Raw genomic sequence first — 17,328 nt, 5'->3', positions numbered from 1 at the left:
CTGCATAACACTACTATCTATAAAAGTAACCTTATAGTTTTCTGATCCATTTTAAACTTAAGTTTTCTTAACAAAATCAATTTTTTGTTTTTGTCCAAAAAGAACAAACACCATACTTTTTGCGATCTATATTTTTGTTCAAAACATTAGAATAACGATATGGAATATAAAATCAAAATGGCCTTTGCTTTAATAGGAATAGGATTAATCTTTTTTATCAATACTATCAATGCTCAAAAAATAGACAAGACTAATTTGTTTGAAATCTGGCATTTGAATAGTTATAAAATTAAGAGCAAAGAGTATTCACCATCCAAAAAAGAAAAGAATGATTATATACATTTTAAGGAAGATGGAACATTTGTTTCTAAGTCAGAAAATACAATAGAAACCGGAACCTGGATATTAAATAATAATGGTGGTTATATTTTGATGATCGATGATAACAATGAAACGATAAAAGCCTATATCGTAAGTTTAAGTTTTGAGAACTTAATACTGCGCTTTGACGTAGCAGAGATTAAAGAAGTCGAAGTTGTGTATAATAGTCATTTATAAAATTGAGGGATTATGAAATATAAATGCACAATACTGCTTTTAGTTATATCCTTTACAACATTCGCTCAAGAAAGGATTCGTCTTAATACAGTTCTCTTTGAAACAGATAATATATCAATATATGTAAAGGATATAAGGGACGAAAGAAAAGAAAAGTCATTAGGTAATGTAGATAATAGCTCAGGAAAACAAAGTACAGTAATATTAAATCCAAATGCGTCAAAAGCAATTCAGGAATTTATGGATGTTTCTTTTCCTTTTTCAAAAGAAGCTACGCCAATTTATATTAAAATTAAAGCATTAGAAATACAGCAATCACAAAGTGCTATAAATACTGTAACAACAAGAGCATATGCGCATCTAATTTTCTTTGAAAAAAAAGAAAATTCATTAAAAGAAATTTTTAATATTAATCATTACGAAGATCAGATTTTTGACATATCGAATACATCGGGAATATTTGAAAGTCATGAAAAGAATATTAGAGCAACATTAGAATATTGCATGCAACTTTTTGTAAAAAACTATAAAGAAAATAAAACTTCTGAAAAGGATACATTAGAGTTTAGGGCATCCAAAGAACCAATTTCTTTGGCTACAGTACCCAAATTGGGTAAGTGGTTTGATATTTTAACATATAAACAACTTTTTAGTAAAAATAGAGAAGGGTATAACATTAGTTATATAGGATTTTCAGATAGTGAAGATCGTTTTATTTTACCGTTTGTATTATCGTATAGTACCTATAAAATAAAGCCAGAGTCATTGAGGAATAAAGGATACAAATCTGTTGATTATTTTGCACTAGGAGCAGGTTTTGATGGATATTTTAAAATGTTCCCGGGAGTATATGTTGGTTTAGGTATTGGAGTGCCAATAGGTGTTGAAGTTACAAGAAACACAGAAAACAGGAAACGGACTAATTTTTTGATAGGTATAAACGCAAAACAAGGGATAAAACTTATCCCTTTTAAAGACTTTGGGATTGTTATAGGAGCTAATATATTTCAACAAGTTCAAACATCCAAAGTATATAAAACAGATTTTGGTTTTGAATTGGAATTAGGGGTTAATTTTTAAGAAGCTAAAGCATGTCCTTAAAAATAATAGCAATATAGTTTTGTTAATTAGTTGTTAAGTAAAGAGTGGTTTAACAATCTATTATTAATTTTTTATTGAGTTTAACACTATCGTAACATTAGGATTAATAATTACCTCTTACATTGTTTTGGGGTAGAAATCGAGATCGATTTCTATTTGTAAATAATTATTAAATCAAAAAGTCAGTCATGAAAAACTCCAACCTTATTATCGCATGTATTGCGGCAGCAATGATGCTATTCACAATTGATACGAAGGCACAATTAAAGACGCCCGAGGGAAGCCAACGTGCACAGGTAATGCAACGTGTGGGAATTACTAATATTACAATTGATTATGGAAGACCTAGTGTAAAAGAACGCGAAATATGGGGCAAATTAGTACCTTATGGTTATAATGACCTTGGTTTTGGTACATCAAAGGCAGCACCTTGGAGAGCCGGAGCTAATCTTAATACAACTATTGAATTTACAAATGACGTAAAGGTAGAAGGAAAAGATATTAAGGCAGGAATCTATGGTTTACATATAGCATTAAAAGAAGATGGAGGAGCTACCATAATATTTTCTAATAATTCTACTTCTTGGGGAAGTTATTTTTATGATGAAAAAGAAGATGCTTTAAGAGTAGATGTCAAAACTAAAGAGGCACCACACACAGAAATTTTGAGCTTTTCGTTCCCTATAATTGAAGCCAATAGTACTGTAGCGGCTCTACGATGGGAGAAAAAAGAAATTCCGTTTAAAATAGAAGTAGATGTAAAGAGCATAGTAATGGCGGGAATTAAAAATGACCTTCGTAATACTTCAGGGTTTACTCAATCAAATTGGGATAATGCAGCAAATTATGCTTTTAATGCAGGTGAATTAGACAAAGCTTTAGAGTGGATTAATGGTTCTATTAGCGGGAACTTTTTTAGCAAAGAAACATTCTCAAATTTATCTCTTAAATCACAGATCTTAGTAAAACAAGGAAAAACAAATGATGCTATGACACTTGTTGATAAAGCAGCTAAATTAGGTAATGCAAGTCAGGTTTTTCAATTAGGAACCGGATTGATTAGCCAAAAACAAAATGATAAAGCGTTAGCTATTTTAAAAGATAATGTAAAGAATAATAACGGTGCATGGCCTTCAAATTTTGGTTTGGCAAGGGCATATTCTGCAAAAGGAGATTATAAAAATGCCGTAAAATCTTTAAATATAGCAATGACAAAAGCACCAGAAAGATTTAAACCAAGGTTAACGGCTGCTCTTGAGAAACTTAAAAAAGGAGAAGATATAAATTAAAAAAAATCAAAATTTATAGTTTTTTAAAGAAGGTTTAGAGTTTTTCTAAACCTTTTTTTATTGAAATTAAAATCAAACTGTTAATAACATAATAGTATCGTAGAAAACAGTTTTAATATCATATGATTTTATGGTACATTAGTGCATTACCGTATCTTTGTATACACCAAATTTATGTACATGAGTAAAGCCATTTATATTGCTACTATCGAACCGAATAGTGGTAAATCTATTGTTGTTTTAGGGATGATGCGTATGCTTCTGGGCAAGGTTGCCCGGGTAGGATACTTTAGACCAATAATTGATGATCCTGCAGCAGGAGAAGTAGATAACCATATCAATACTGTAATTTCTCATTTTGAGTTAGATATTAATTTCAAAAAAGCATATGCGTATACCAGAAGTGAAGTGCTTCAGAAGTATAATGAAGGTAAGGCAGGAGAGATTATAGATGGTATTATAACAAAATATAAAAATCTTGAAGAAAAATTCGATTTTGTCCTTGTAGAAGGAACCGACTTTTCTGATGAAGGCAGTATTATTGAGTTTGACATAAATGTTGTTATAGCAAAAAATTTAGGAATTCCGGCAGTAATAGTAGCCAGTGGATTGGATAAGACCAATAAAGAAATTGTAGGTAATTTAAAGCTCGCCTATGATACTTTTAATAGTAAAGATGTTGAAGTTTTGGCCGTTGTTGCAAACAAAGTTACCCAAGGGAATGAAGATGGATTAGAACGTGTTTTTGAAAATGATTTCACTAATGAGGTAGATCGAATTGTAATTCCTAAGATCAATTCTTTATTAAATCCAACAATCAAAGAGATTGTCAATGAGTTAGATGGAAATGTTTTGTTTGGTAAAGAATATTTAAATAATCAAGCAGGTAGTTTTGGAGTGGGAGCCATGCAATTACGAAACTATTTAACTCATCTTAAGGATAATAGTCTGGTGATTACACCTGGGGATCGTGCAGATATTATTTTGGGAGTGTTACAGGCAAATATTTCTGATAACTACCCTAAGATTTCAGGAATTATATTAACAGGGGGAATAATTCCTGAACAATCAATTCTTAAACTTATAGAAGGGGTTTCTTTATCATTTCCGATTATAGCCGTTCCAAGTGGCACATTTTCTATTGCGAATAGGATAGGAGCTATTAAATCAAAAGTTTATTTGGATAATTTACAAAAAATAAACACCTCTATAAGTACATTCGAGAAATATGCTAATGAAGATCGCCTGGCAGATAGAATGATTACTTTTAAATCAGAGGGGTTAACACCACGTATGTTTCAGTATAATTTATTAAGACGTGTATTAAAGCATAAAAAGCATATTGTTCTTCCTGAAGGATCCGATGAAAGAATTTTAAGGGCAACTTCAAGATTATTAGCTTCCGGAGTTGTAGACATTACCTTAATCGGAAATGAAAAAAAAATAAAAAATAAAGTTACACAACTCGATATCCCAATTGATTTTAGTAAAGTAAATATTGTTTTCCCAACAGAATCTCCTCATTATGATGATTATGTACAGACATTTTATGAATTGAGAAAGCATAAAAATGTAAACCTGGATATGGCTAAAGATATGATGGCAGATGTATCATATTTTGGTACAATGATGATCTATATGGGACATGCCGACGGAATGGTTTCGGGAGCAGTTCATACTACTCAGCATACTATTCGTCCAGCACTACAGTTTATTAAGACAAAACCAGGAGTAAAAGTGGTTTCTTCTGTATTTTTTATGTGTCTCGAAGATCGAGTTTCGGTATTTGGTGATTGCGCGATAAATCCAAATCCAAACGCCGAAGAATTAGCAGAAATAGCAATTTCTTCTTCAGAGTCTGCTGCTGCTTTTGGGATCGAACCAAAGGTTGCAATGCTGTCATATTCATCAGGGAATTCTGGTAAAGGTGAGGATGTAGAAATAGTAAGAACTGCAACTTCGATTGTTAAAGAGAAGCGTCCTGATCTTAAAATAGAAGGTCCGATACAATATGATGCTGCGGTAGACATGAGAGTAGGACAAAGTAAACTTCCGGAATCCGAAGTTGCAGGTCAGGCCAGTGTTTTAATTTTTCCAGATTTAAACACAGGAAACAATACATACAAAGCTGTGCAGAGAGAAACAGGTGCATTAGCAATAGGTCCAATGTTACAAGGGTTAAATAAACCCGTAAATGACCTAAGTAGGGGATGTACTGTAGATGATGTATACAATACGGTGATTATTACTGCAATTCAAGCTCAAGGATTATAAAAAAAAGAGAAAAGAAGATCATGCAAATACTTGTATTAAACTCAGGAAGTTCATCGATAAAGTTTCAATTATTTACCATGCCAGAGGCAAAAGTTATTTGCTCTGGATTGGTAGAACGTATTGGATTGGATAATGCAAAAATTAGCTATCGGTCAGATATCAATAAAATTGAAGCGACAGAGATAATTAATAATCATAAGGATGGTTTGCAATTTATTGCAAGTTATTTAATGGATAAAGAAATAGGCGTTATTCAGGCAGCTTCAGAAATTGAAGCCGTAGGGCATAGGGTGGTTCATGGAGGGAGTACTTTTGCTGAAACAGTTGAAATTACTGAAGAAGTAAAACAAAAAATAGAAAAACTATCAGTATTAGCTCCATTGCATAATCCTGCTAATCTTGAAGGAATCCTGGTAGCTGAAGAAATTTTTCCTGAGGCAAAACAAGTTGCAGTATTTGATACAGCCTTTCACCAAACCATGCCTGTTGATGCTTATAAATACGCAATTCCCAATACATTTTTGGATGAGAATAATATTAGGGTTTATGGCTTTCATGGAACTAGTCATAAATATGTTTCAGAAAAAGCAATAGCGTTTTTGGAAAAGAAAAAGAACTCAAAAATTATTACGATTCACTTAGGGAATGGATGTAGTATGACAGCGATCAAAGATGGTAAAAGTATTGATCATACTTTGGGGTTTGCACCTATGAATGGTTTAATTATGGGGACACGATGCGGTGATATTGATCCGGCGGTTATTTTTTATATGGTAAACTCGCTAGGGTATTCATTAGATGAAGTAAATAACCTCTTACAAAAAGAAAGTGGAATGCTGGGGTTAACAGGATATAGTGATTTAAGAGATATTGAAGCCGAAGCAGAAAAAGGAAATTCAGATTGTAAATTGGCATTACAGATGAATGCATATCGAATCAAAAAATTTATTGGTGCTTATGCATCGGTAATGAACGGTTTAGATGCTATTGTATTTACTGCAGGAATAGGGGAGAACTCTAGTGTTATTAGAGAGTTAGTGTGTAATGATCAAGAGTTCCTTGGGATTCAATTAGATACAAAACAAAACGAGATACGATCAAAAGAGATTCGAGAGATTAACTTACCTTCTTCAAAAGTAAAAATATTGGTTATCCCAACAAATGAAGAATTAGAGATTGCTAAGCAATCATTTGAAGTGCTGTCCTCATAATGACTTAAAAACAACCTCTTGTTTTTTGAAATAAGAGGTTGTTTTAGAATTTTGTAATAGAGATTTGTACATATACTATTTAGACAAAGAGAATTACCTATACCTCTTAGATCACATTGAATATTAAAGTATCCTGGATTTCTTCTGGTTCCTTTAATTCTTCCTTAATGTTCATTTGAATAATTTCTGAACTCTACTTAATTCTAAGATTTTTTTAACAAGAATAATTTTTACGATTAGTGTTTAATACAAGTATTGACAAAAACCATCAATACAAAGTGAATATTCACAACCAAAAGCACCACCCGCTAGTTTTACACGACATTGTTGACTATTGCAACAACCGTAATTTCTTATAGCACCTTTTATTTCTTGTTGTTGTTCTTTAGATAATTTCTGAACTCCTGTAAGATTTAAAATTTTTTTCATTTTTGTATATATTTAAAAGTTAATAATCCAATTTTTGATTTAGAATAGTATTCCAATTAGAATTATTCACTAATAAAAAAGACAAACCTAAAGTTTGTCTTTTTATACTAATTGCGTTCTTAGTAAAAGATACAACCAAAACTTGTGCAACGTCCAGGCTCACAAAAACTTCCTCCTGGAAAGCTTACTCGGCACCTGTTTGGACTACAACAACCAGCGAAAGCTGCACCTTTAATTTGACCTTGTTGTTCTTTGGATAATTTCTGAACCCCTGTTAGATTTAAGATTTTCTTCATTATATATTTAATTTAAAGTTAATACGAATTGAGATATGCTTTCTAACCAAAAAAGGATCACCTTATGCAATAAAGTCATCCTCTTTTCATTATTTATATTTTATTATGCCCAGATACATCTGCCACTAACACAGTATCCATAGTCACAAAATTCTATTCCACTTGGAGTTCTTACACAGCATCTATTAGGGCCATTGCAATAAGGTCTGGAAAAATTGGCTCCATTTACATCCTGTTGTTCTTTTTTACTTAGTTTTTGCACTCCTGTTAGCTTCAATATTGTTTTCATTGTGTAAATATTTAAAAGTTAGTAATTAAAATTCAGGTATAAATATGTATTCTAAAGTTATAAGACGTTTATTGGGAATACAAGTTTATGTTCATGATATTTATAAATTTGGGGTATTAAATTAAAAGGGTTAAACAGGTTAAGGTGTTGATTATGTGTGTTTTGTTTATGTTTTTAGTAAAAGACACATCCTCCCCAAGGATTACAACGACCTGGTTCACAAAAACGTCCGGCAATGAGACAACCTCTGCCACTTGGACAACAAACTCCTCTCGAAGCTGATCCATTAATATTTTGTTGTTGTTCTTTAGATAGTTTCTGAACTCCTGTTAGATTTAAGATTTTTTTCATAATGTGTATATTTAAAAGTTAATAATTCAATTTTTGACTTATAATGGTATTCCAATTAGAATTATTTACTAATAAAAAAGACAAACCTAAAGTTTGTCTTTTTTGTATGATTAGTATCGAGATTAGGCAAAAATACATCGCCCCCAACGATCACAATATCCTGGTTCGCAAAAACTTTGGTTACCAAAACTGATAAGACATCCTCGTCCATTAGGACAACAAGTAGCGCGCCCAAAAGCACCTTTTATTTCTTGTTGTTGTTCCTTGGATAGCTTCTGAACTCCTGTTAGGTTTAAGATTTTTTTCATGATGTGTATATTTAAATGTTAGTACTTAAATTTAGTTTAAAATACTGAATAACAGTTACATAAAAACCACCGAATATGTAAGGTCTTCTTATTGGTTTTGTGTTGTAAGAAATAACTTATTAACAAGTGTTAAGGTTTGTAAAGGTTTGATTTTTAATATTTTGAATTAAATGTTTTTTTTAATTCCTAGATTGTCAACATACTAGGTAACGTTTTGATAACGTTTGACTATAGTAAGTCTAAGAAAATAACTTTAGTTTCGAATCCGCATAATCACACATAATAAACTAACTCACAACACAATGAAAAAAATAATTCTTTTATTATTGGCTATTCCAATTATTGGTTATAGTCAAATACCATCATATTATAATGATGTTAATCTTAATTTATCTGGAAACGCTCTACAAAATGAATTGGGTAATAAAGTTATAAATACACATACCACTTTTCTTACATATACTCCAGGAGTCTGGGATGCTCTAAAACAAACAGACCTGGATCCTTCTGACTCTTCTAATGTAATTTTGATTTATGGATTTAGTGATACTGATGGAAATACGACAACAGACAGAACTCGAGGAGTGAATAATAACGGAGGAGGATCTACCGATTGGAATAGAGAACATGTCTATCCAAGATCTTTAGGAAACCCAAATCTTGGTTCTTCAGGCCCAGGTTCTGATGCTCATCATCTAAGACCTTCTGATGTACAACGTAATTCATCCAGAGGAAATAGAAAATTTGCAGACGGTTCTGGAAACTCAGGAACCACGGCTCAAGGACATTGGTATCCTGGAGATGAATTTAAAGGTGACGTAGCGCGTATGATGATGTATATGTATATCCATTATGGTGATCGTTGTTTACCAAAAAATGTTGGTATTGGTTCTCCTGCAACAAGTGATAGTAATATGCTTCAATTATTTCTTGAGTGGAATGCAGAAGATCCGGTATCGCAATTAGAATTACAGCGTAACCCAATCTTAGAAGGAATTCAAGGAAACCGGAATCCATTTATCGATAACCCGGCATTTGCGACACAAATTTGGGGAGGACCACAAGCAGAAGATAGGTTCGGAAATGTAGGGGGAGGTAATGATACTCAAGCTCCTAGTGTGCCGGGTAACTTAGTATCTAATTCTACAACACAAACTTCTACAGTACTATCTTGGAATACATCTACAGATAATGTTGGTGTTACCGGGTATGATATTTATAGAAACAATACATTTTTGGCCTCGGCTACAACGACTAGTTATAGTGCTTCAGGATTGACAGCAAATACAACGTATTCATTTTCTGTAAGGGCAAAAGATGCTGCTGGTAATATATCAGCTTCTAGTAGCACCATAACGGTAACTACTCAAAGCGCTTCTTCTGGAGGTAACGCAACCGCATTATTTTTTTCAGAATATATAGAGGGATCATCAAATAATAAAGCATTAGAAATAGCAAATTATACAGGAGCATTGGTTAATCTTTCTGGATATACAATAAAACGACAAACTAACGGTTCTGGATCTTGGTCCGGAGGATTAAATTTATCAGGAAGTATAGCCAATAATGATGTTTTTGTTATAGCAAATAGTTCAGCTTCTAATACAATCAAAAATGTTGCAGATTTAACTTCTGGGGCTTCAGAGATGACTTTTAATGGTAATGACCCTGTAGGTCTGTTTAAAAATAATGTTTTGATAGATATTATTGGAAATTTTAATGGAGGATCATCGAATTTTGCAAAAGATGTTACATTAAGAAGAAAAGCAGATATTTCATCTCCTTCGTCTACGTATAAATCTATCGAATGGGATTCTTTCCCTCAAAATACAACTGATGATTTGGGAAAGCATACTTTTAATGGAGGAGGTAATAGTGTTGATACAGAAGCTCCATCTGTTCCTACAAACCTTAGTGGTTCTAATATCACAGAAAATAGTGTGAACCTTTCCTGGACTGCTGCTACCGATAATATTAATGTTGAGGGGTATTCTATATTTCAAGATGGTACATTGTTAACAACTACTGGCTCAACAACATATATTGTGTCTGGTTTAACAACAGGAACATCATATACATTTACAGTACAGGCTTATGATGCTGCAGGAAATAATTCTGTATCAAGTAATACGATAACTGTAACTACACAAGATATTATAGTATCCTATTGTGAATCAAAAGGAAATACAATAAATTATGAGTTTATTGATTATGTTGGAATAGGAGGTATTGCCAATACTACTCAAGCTAATGGAGGTTATGGTGATTTTACTTCTCAGGTAGGAAACCTCAATTATGGTGATAATACAATTGTGTTAAGTGTTGGATTTGTGAGTGCTTCTTATACCGAACATTGGGCAGTTTGGATCGATTTTAATAAAAATGGATCCTTTGAAGCTTCAGAACAAGTAGTTACAGGTTCTACTTCGAATCCAGGTAATTTGTCATATAATTTTACGATTCCAACTTCTGCCAGTTCTGGTACAACTAGAATGCGAGTTTCTATGAAATGGAATGGAGCGCCAACCTCTTGTGAAACTTTTGGTTATGGTGAAGTAGAAGATTATACAGTAAATATTGGAGCTTCAGTTTCTAAAACCAAAGAATTAGCTGAGGTTAGTATTGATGGTAAATTAGAGAATGAAAACCAGATATTTTCAGCTCAAGTATATCCTAACCCGACATCCAGTTATGTCAATTTAGGTATTGGAGATAACCGTGAAATTAGTTTTAAATTAACTGATATGCGTGGTCGAATTATAAAATCTGGAAAAACTACAAAAAATAGAATAGAATTAAATGATGTAAAATCAGGTATGTATAGTATAGAACTTAATGATGGTACCCGTTCGGTTTCAACAAAAATAGTAGTTCAGTAATGTTTTGACAATATTTAAACAAAAAGCCTCACTTTACGTGAGGCTTTTCTGTTTTGTATAATGTAGAATAAATTAATTAGGCTGATATGCCTATAATGTTTTTCTTCTATTGACCTCTTTCAGTACCTTTTTAGCTTGTAAAATATGTCTTTGATTATGATAGATTACAACTCTAAAAGTATCGCCTAATCTTAGCTTTAGCCATTTAGAAATCGAGATCCCGGTTTTTGTTTTAGTAAGATTTACCTTTTTAGACATATCTAATACATCAAGGAGCATATATTGATGATTGATAAATGTGCTCAATACATCTTTATTTAGCATACTCCCAGCAGGATTCATTGATTTGAATGTCTTCATTTTATTTAGTTTTTCTTTTGGAAGCATACTTTTTGCAAAATAATTCCCTAACCATCCACTTTTAAAGTTCTCTGATTCATGGTGCTTAGAGATTGCTATTTGTTGCTTTATTTCAGGAATATAAAAATTTCCATATAAATTTAAATGTTCTAAGCATTCTAATATACTCCAGTATTCAGATGTTTTTTTCCAGTTAAGTACTTCGATTGATAACTGATTAAATTTTTCTACTTCGTTTATGTTTTTTCGGGTTCTTTCTATTAAGTCCTGTATTAAGTCTTTTGATGTTATTTCCATTGTTTTTTTTACAAAAGTCTATATTCTAAACTCTTAAAACATTGATCGAAATTAAGATTTTTTGATTCTGGAAAGTGTTTCTGGAGTCATTCTCAAATATGATGCTATATATTTATTAGGAATTTCCTGAAAGAGTTGAGGGCTACGTTTTAATACACGATTGTATCTTTCTAAGGGAGATATGGTTAGAATATCTCGTTCTCTTTCCATTTGTTGTAAAACAAAATCTTCAAGAATGATATTCCATGTTTTGATATTTTGGGAAGACGCCCATATTAAATTCATGAGTTTTGTTTTACTTATTACTTTTAAAGTCGTCTTTTTTAGGGCTTGAATATATAAATCTGATGGTTTTTCATTTAAAAATGAGTCAAGAGCGGCAATGAGGTTATTTTTATACCCAAACCTAATAGTATGCTCTTCAAATTCATCCAGTACAAATATTCTTAAACTACCACTGATAACCAGATAACAGTTAGTATCAATACTTCCTTTTACTTTTAAATACTCATTTCTTTTCAATTCTATTTCTCCATCCCACAAGTTTTGGGTATTGAGTTCTGTAATTAGAAGTAAAATTGGATTCATTTTTTAAATGTAATAATACTTTATATGTAATATTCTAAGGTTAATTTAAGTTTTTTAAATTATGATAACTTTAGTTTAAATCAGCCCTGAGTTTTTTTTCTATTCGTTTAATGGTGTTCCAATTTCTTGTAGTGATATCCTTCCCAAAATACCTTTCTAAAGCTTCCATTCCTTTAGGAGTTTTGGCTATAGAAAAATCTAAGATACTGATTATTTCTTTGTTACTTTTTTCCAGGATTGTATAAGATTTGTCATTATTAGTCCAGGGAAAATCTAATTCAGTTTGAATATCTTTTCTCAAAAATGAAATATACAATCGAATATCTTTTGTATTTACAATATCTCTAAATGGATTACTCTCTAACAAACGATATATCCTTTCCGATTGTCTTATGATTGTCGGAACAGAAACCCAAAAACCTTTTCTAGATGTTCAGAAATTGTTTTTTCAAGATTTTTTAAGTCATTGTTTATAGAGTCAAATATTACGTTCCCCGAATTTAAAATTGTCGCTACATTTTTGAAATTTAATTTATGCATTTCTTCACGAAGTTCGATCATAGGAACTTTATGATAACCACTCACATTAATTCCTCTTAAAAAAGCGACATATTGGTTCATTTCATTATTTTTCACAAAGATCTAAGGTTATTTTCATCTTTATTTACGATTATTACTTGTTATCCAATTCTTTATGCCATACTCATTACAAAGTTCATTCATTTTTTTTGAAAAAGCTTTTTTATAATAATCAGGCATTTCGGAACCCTTTTTGAAATAGTTTATATATCGATTTTCTAATTCGGGATAATGCTTTTTTATAGCATTTAACACTAGAGTTTTACTATCGGCCTTGTTATTACCAAACAAAGTAATCGTTGCAGGTAAAATATAATCGATGTTACTTTTTTTAAAGGTAGAGAACATTGTGTTTAAATGTGCTGTAGTGTCTGAAATAAATGGTAACAAAGGCATTAAACTGACTCCTGTTATGAAGTTCTCTTTTTTTGTTTTATGTAAAGCAATTAGTCTATTAGAAGGTTTGGGAGCTCCTTTTTCGAATATTTTAGATACGTTATCATCAAGTGTAGAGAAGGAGAAAGAGACGATGACGCCATGATCTAAACGATGAGTGAGATCATTGGGAAGAATAGCGGTTTTGTTTATTTGATGTAAAAGATCAAAATCTCTTTCAATTAAATCAGATTTGGTGATGATATGTACAGGAAACTTATGCTTAGCAATTATTTTAAGAGCGCTTCTGGTCAATTGACACTCTTTCTCTACTTTAAGATAGGGGTCTGTTGCTGATGAGAGTACTATAATTCCGTATTGACCTTTTTTTACCCGATTAAATAATTGACGGTCTAATATTTCAATTGCATTTGTTTTAACCGATAAGCTTTCTTCAAGATTTGTCCCGTATTTACTTCCTCTAATATAACAATATAAACAATTGAAAGAACAACTACTATATAGATTAAGTGTGTAGTCATCTAAAAACCAAGAATCTCGTCTCTTAGTTTTGTTTAAAACCGATTTTACTTTAATTTCTTTTGGCATAATTATTTCTGTTTAAGCCTATTGAAATTTTGGTTCTAAACCAATGCGCCACTTGATTGGGGTTATCAATTTCATGTCTATAAAACTTAATAATATCTGGATGAAATTTTGCAGTGGTTTTCGCAGCCCAGCCTACTCCTTGTCTTATTTCTTTGTCTTTTGTATTTGCCATCGATAATAATAATGTAAAAACGGTTTTTACATTCTTTTTATCTAATCCCTTTTTAATCGCATAATGAATGCCTGCTCCTAAGGAACGTATAACCCAATTGGACTCATGAGATGATAATTTTTTTATTTGAGATATTGTAGATTTTGGTTGATGTAATAAAGCAAATCCAAAAACGCGTTCTCCAATAATATCACAAACATACCAGATATCTGCATCTGCAATGTATGCAGTGGCTTTACTAATAGATTCTGTAAAATTTTCCTGTAATCTTTTTTGTAACATAATTCCTAAAATTACATTTCCGCCTTCGGTTTTTAGGGATTGAATTTTATCACAAAAAGATAACTGCTTATTTTGAGGAACTTCTTTATAAAATTCTTCTGCGCAGTATTCTAACAATGGAAATTTAACTTTATTTGAAAGAATTAGAGTATTTAGCTTAGAAATACATTGTGTTAATCCATCAGAGTGATATTCTAACAGACATTTTTGAAGGAGTTCCTTAATTTCAGATTTCTTTGTTATTACTCTCAATGTTACTTTTGATTATCTAAAGGTTCTAATTATTAATAGTACTAGTTTTTATTCTCTTAGTTAATAGTGCACGTTGATTATCTTTAAACCCTTGTTTTAAGTATAAATGATTAGCACTTTTATTATGATGTTCTACTTCCAGATGAATTGCATTAATTTTAAGGTTTTGCGATTGTTTTTCAATAAATTCTAATACCATTTTACCAATGCCTTGATTTCGAAAATCATCTTTAATGTAGAATTCATCGATAAATGCATCGTGTCCTCCATATTCAAAGCTAAATCCAAATATTAAAAGGATGTATCCGATGATATTATATCTATTTTTAATTAGATATAATCTCCCTAATGATTGCTTGTTTGTAAATTCGATTAGGTTTTTTTCTCTAATTTTTGCGTCAAAAGGGTAACTATCTATAGTATTGATATCCTTCATCATTTGAAGGATATCAGAAATATTTTCATTGCTATATTCTTTACATACAATTTCCATGAGTTTTTTAATTACGACTAAATTACTCTAAATTTTGTGTACAATATAACTTTATGATTAGCAGTTGTTCTATTGGTGAGTATAAATTAAAACTTTAATTTTTTTTCATTGCTGCAATCAGATTTTTTTTTGCTGATTCTAAAACTCCATGTAATTCTGTTAGCGTAATTTCTTTAGCGTTATTGAAATCGACAAGCACATGATCGTATTTTTTTGGATATTTTTCTTGTATAGCTTCCCTAACAAATTTTACAGCAGGTCTTAAGTGCCGATATTCTCCATCCATACTTATAGATGATGTGTATAGTGCACAGAAAAGACTATAAGAATCATTAGAGTTACATATTCTATTATCATTTTTATTCCAATCATCATTAAAGTCAAGTAATTTAATAGTGTTATCAATAATTTTTACTTCAATCTCATTCGGTTTGAACCAATTTCCTTGTAATTGAGCATCTTGAAAGTTAAATTCTTTAATGACTATTGGTAGTATTTTTGTTCCATCTTCAAAATTTCCGGCATAATACCCATCAGTATATTGAATAAGCGTTGCAACTCTATGGGGCTTATTTGGCCACGAAATCTCGACAAATCTTTGAATTGTATCATTTTTGATTACGGTGAATTTTATAGGAGATTTTCCGTATGGAGCCAGAACGATACTTGTTAATGCTCTACCTTTTTTGATGATGTTATACCTTCCTTGAAGTATTTTTCCATTGTCATCAGTATAAGTTCCAAACCAAAGTTCTTCTTTTTGAGCAAAAAGAGTAGTGGAAGAGGCAATTAAGAAGATGAAAAGAAATAAGTGTAAATAAGATGGTGATTTGATTTTTTTGATTGAAGAATTCATATTCTTATATATTTAGAGATTCTATTAAATATAAGAGTTGTTTTAGGTCAAATTGTTACAGGTCAATATGTTATAGTTCATTTTTGTTTTCATAAAGATGAAAAGATCATAATTGTTACATAGATAATTAATTATGCATTGTAGCTTTCATTTTTTAGATTATATATTCCCCATATCATTACAATTAACTCCAAAATCATGCCGATGGTATATTGGATTGAAATTCCATCCAGAATCGTACTTATTAACCTTCCAAACGCTAGTCCTCCCATAAAGATAATGTTAGTAAGTGTAGCATTTCTCCAATGCTCTGATTTTCTGATTCCGATAACCCAATATATGGCAAATGCAATGTACAGTCCCATAATTGCTCTGAAAATGTTTTTCAGCTCTAGATTATCTACCTTAAATTCAAAAATCAAAGGAAGAATCTTATTAGGGTTGAAACCATAAAGTAAAGCTGCTCCAAAAACAACAGTAGCAGATAAACCTAAATGCAAGTTCTTAATCGTTTTATCCAAATAAGTTATTTTTCAAGCTTATTATTATGGTTTTGTAAATGAAATTTAATAAATGTAAAATTTTCAGATCATATAAATATATTAAAAAAGTGCTAAACTAGTAAGCTTGCACTTTCTTGACTGTGGTACTAAACTTTACAGATTAACTCCACCAGAGACTTCAATTCTTTGTCCGTTTATCCAGTTAGAATCATCCGTACACAAAAAGGCAACTACAGGACCAATATCGGTTGGTAAACCGACTCTTCCTAATGCAGTTGTTGACGAAATGTAACTTTTTAATTCTTTATTATCTCTTACAATTCCACCTCCAAAATCAGTTTCTATAGCACCTGGAGCAACTATATTTACTCTTATTTTTCTACTTCCCAATTCTTTTGCCTGATATTTTGAAAGCACCTCAACTGCCCCTTTCATTGATGCATATGCCGAAAATCCATCTTGAGTAAACCGGGTCAAACCAGATGAAATATTGATGATTCCTCCACCATCATTTAAATATGTTAAAGCACTTTGAGTTACAAAATAAGGAGCCATTAAATGTATATGAACCATATCTTTAAAATTCTCTAAGGTTGTGGTTTGAAAAGGTTCATAAACTCCTGTTCCAGCATTATTTATAAGAAAATCAAATTTGGTTGTATTAAATTGTTTACGTAATACTGAAGTTAATTTTTCATTAAAAAAAGCTTTGTATTGGGAGTGGTCTGACACATCCAATTGTATAGAAAATGCTTTTTGACCTATTTTTTGAATTTCAGCAACTACTTTTTCTGCTTCTGTTTTGTTTGAATGAAAGGTAAGGATAACGTTCAGTCCTTTTTTTGCAAGGTTTATCGCCATATCTTTTCCTAAACCTCTACTTCCACCAGTTACTAATGCTATTTTACTTTGATTCATTTTGTACTGTTTTTTTAATTATTTAATAGTACAAAGGTCAAGAGTATATGAAGGAAAAA

The 17,328-nt window shown here is 31.3% G+C and carries 21 protein-coding genes; 6 read left to right on the top strand and 15 right to left on the bottom strand.

Annotated features, from left to right (window positions below; translation table 11 throughout):
• The first annotated feature begins 159 nt into the window (after positions 1-159).
• The 5 genes from FOF46_RS12140 to FOF46_RS12120 all read left to right on the top strand — a co-directional run bounded on the left by FOF46_RS12140 (position 160) and on the right by FOF46_RS12120 (position 6,433).
• On the top strand, positions 160-558 hold the full coding sequence (locus tag FOF46_RS12140) for a lipocalin family protein (protein WP_143916635.1): 399 nt from the start codon (positions 160-162) through the stop codon (positions 556-558).
• Positions 559-570: 12 nt separating this feature from the next.
• Positions 571-1,638 carry a hypothetical protein gene (locus FOF46_RS12135; RefSeq protein ID WP_143916634.1) on the top strand — a complete coding sequence of 356 codons (1,068 nt, stop codon included), beginning with the start codon at positions 571-573 and terminating at the stop codon, positions 1,636-1,638.
• Positions 1,639-1,847: 209 nt separating this feature from the next.
• Positions 1,848-2,948 carry a DUF2911 domain-containing protein gene (locus FOF46_RS12130; RefSeq protein WP_143916633.1) on the top strand — a complete coding sequence of 367 codons (1,101 nt, stop codon included), beginning with the start codon at positions 1,848-1,850 and terminating at the stop codon, positions 2,946-2,948.
• Between the two features lie 180 nt (positions 2,949-3,128).
• Positions 3,129-5,222: a phosphate acetyltransferase gene (pta, locus tag FOF46_RS12125; protein ID WP_143916632.1), complete on the top strand. Its 2,094-nt coding sequence runs from the start codon at positions 3,129-3,131 to the stop codon at positions 5,220-5,222.
• A 20-nt stretch (positions 5,223-5,242) separates the two neighbouring features.
• Positions 5,243-6,433, top strand: a complete 1,191-nt coding sequence (locus FOF46_RS12120) for an acetate/propionate family kinase (RefSeq protein WP_143916631.1) — start codon at positions 5,243-5,245, stop codon at positions 6,431-6,433.
• A 243-nt stretch (positions 6,434-6,676) separates the two neighbouring features.
• On the opposite strand, the gene FOF46_RS12115 is transcribed toward FOF46_RS12120, so the two are convergent.
• The 5 genes from FOF46_RS12115 to FOF46_RS12105 all read right to left on the bottom strand — a co-directional run bounded on the left by FOF46_RS12115 (position 6,677) and on the right by FOF46_RS12105 (position 8,106).
• Positions 6,677-6,862 carry a hypothetical protein gene (locus FOF46_RS12115; protein WP_143916630.1) on the bottom strand — a complete coding sequence of 62 codons (186 nt, stop codon included), beginning with the start codon at positions 6,860-6,862 and terminating at the stop codon, positions 6,677-6,679.
• A 119-nt stretch (positions 6,863-6,981) separates the two neighbouring features.
• Positions 6,982-7,158, bottom strand: a complete 177-nt coding sequence (locus FOF46_RS31520) for a hypothetical protein (protein ID WP_160114084.1) — start codon at positions 7,156-7,158, stop codon at positions 6,982-6,984.
• Positions 7,159-7,261: 103 nt separating this feature from the next.
• Positions 7,262-7,447 carry a hypothetical protein gene (locus tag FOF46_RS12110; RefSeq protein WP_143916629.1) on the bottom strand — a complete coding sequence of 62 codons (186 nt, stop codon included), beginning with the start codon at positions 7,445-7,447 and terminating at the stop codon, positions 7,262-7,264.
• A gap of 174 nt (positions 7,448-7,621) precedes the next feature.
• Positions 7,622-7,798, bottom strand: coding sequence for a hypothetical protein (locus FOF46_RS31515; protein WP_160114085.1), 177 nt, complete (start codon positions 7,796-7,798; stop codon positions 7,622-7,624).
• A 122-nt stretch (positions 7,799-7,920) separates the two neighbouring features.
• Complete coding sequence (locus tag FOF46_RS12105; RefSeq protein ID WP_109435313.1) at positions 7,921-8,106, bottom strand: hypothetical protein; 186 nt, start codon at positions 8,104-8,106, stop codon at positions 7,921-7,923.
• Between the two features lie 302 nt (positions 8,107-8,408).
• Here FOF46_RS12105 and FOF46_RS12100 point away from each other — a divergent pair, with 302 nt between their 5' ends.
• Positions 8,409-10,985, top strand: coding sequence for an endonuclease (locus tag FOF46_RS12100; protein ID WP_143916628.1), 2,577 nt, complete (start codon positions 8,409-8,411; stop codon positions 10,983-10,985).
• Positions 10,986-11,075: 90 nt separating this feature from the next.
• Here FOF46_RS12100 and FOF46_RS12095 read toward each other — a convergent pair whose 3' ends face one another.
• From FOF46_RS12095 to FOF46_RS12050, 10 genes are all read right to left on the bottom strand, one after another.
• Positions 11,076-11,642, bottom strand: coding sequence for a DinB family protein (locus FOF46_RS12095; RefSeq protein WP_143916627.1), 567 nt, complete (start codon positions 11,640-11,642; stop codon positions 11,076-11,078).
• Between the two features lie 51 nt (positions 11,643-11,693).
• The gene (locus FOF46_RS12090) at positions 11,694-12,230 is read right to left on the bottom strand and encodes a Crp/Fnr family transcriptional regulator (protein WP_109435316.1); all 537 of its coding nucleotides are present in this window, start codon (positions 12,228-12,230) and stop codon (positions 11,694-11,696) included.
• A gap of 70 nt (positions 12,231-12,300) precedes the next feature.
• Positions 12,301-12,597, bottom strand: coding sequence for a hypothetical protein (locus FOF46_RS12085; RefSeq protein WP_143916626.1), 297 nt, complete (start codon positions 12,595-12,597; stop codon positions 12,301-12,303).
• Between the two features lie 23 nt (positions 12,598-12,620).
• Positions 12,621-12,851 (bottom strand): DUF1697 domain-containing protein, encoded by a 231-nt coding sequence (locus FOF46_RS12080; RefSeq protein ID WP_143916625.1) that lies wholly within the window; start codon positions 12,849-12,851, stop codon positions 12,621-12,623.
• 39 nt (positions 12,852-12,890) lie between these two features.
• Positions 12,891-13,793, bottom strand: coding sequence for an SPL family radical SAM protein (locus FOF46_RS12075; RefSeq protein WP_143916624.1), 903 nt, complete (start codon positions 13,791-13,793; stop codon positions 12,891-12,893).
• A complete protein-coding gene (locus FOF46_RS12070; protein ID WP_143916623.1) occupies positions 13,777-14,499 on the bottom strand; it encodes a DNA alkylation repair protein in 723 nt (240 codons plus the stop codon). The genes FOF46_RS12075 and FOF46_RS12070 overlap by 17 nt, the downstream gene beginning before the upstream one ends.
• Positions 14,500-14,524: 25 nt before the next feature.
• Positions 14,525-14,992, bottom strand: coding sequence for a GNAT family N-acetyltransferase (locus FOF46_RS12065; RefSeq protein WP_143916622.1), 468 nt, complete (start codon positions 14,990-14,992; stop codon positions 14,525-14,527).
• Between the two features lie 94 nt (positions 14,993-15,086).
• Complete coding sequence (locus tag FOF46_RS12060) at positions 15,087-15,848, bottom strand: hypothetical protein (RefSeq protein ID WP_143916621.1); 762 nt, start codon at positions 15,846-15,848, stop codon at positions 15,087-15,089.
• A gap of 131 nt (positions 15,849-15,979) precedes the next feature.
• Positions 15,980-16,369 (bottom strand): DUF4345 domain-containing protein, encoded by a 390-nt coding sequence (locus tag FOF46_RS12055; RefSeq protein WP_109435322.1) that lies wholly within the window; start codon positions 16,367-16,369, stop codon positions 15,980-15,982.
• Positions 16,370-16,504: 135 nt separating this feature from the next.
• A complete protein-coding gene (locus tag FOF46_RS12050; RefSeq protein ID WP_109435323.1) occupies positions 16,505-17,269 on the bottom strand; it encodes an SDR family oxidoreductase in 765 nt (254 codons plus the stop codon).
• Positions 17,270-17,328: the final 59 nt, after the last annotated feature.

This window comes from Aquimarina algiphila (assembly GCF_007489275.1).
GTDB classification, from domain to species: domain Bacteria; phylum Bacteroidota; class Bacteroidia; order Flavobacteriales; family Flavobacteriaceae; genus Aquimarina; species Aquimarina algiphila.
Note: the sequence above shows the minus strand (reverse complement) of the source record. Positions and strands in the feature narration are given on the sequence as shown.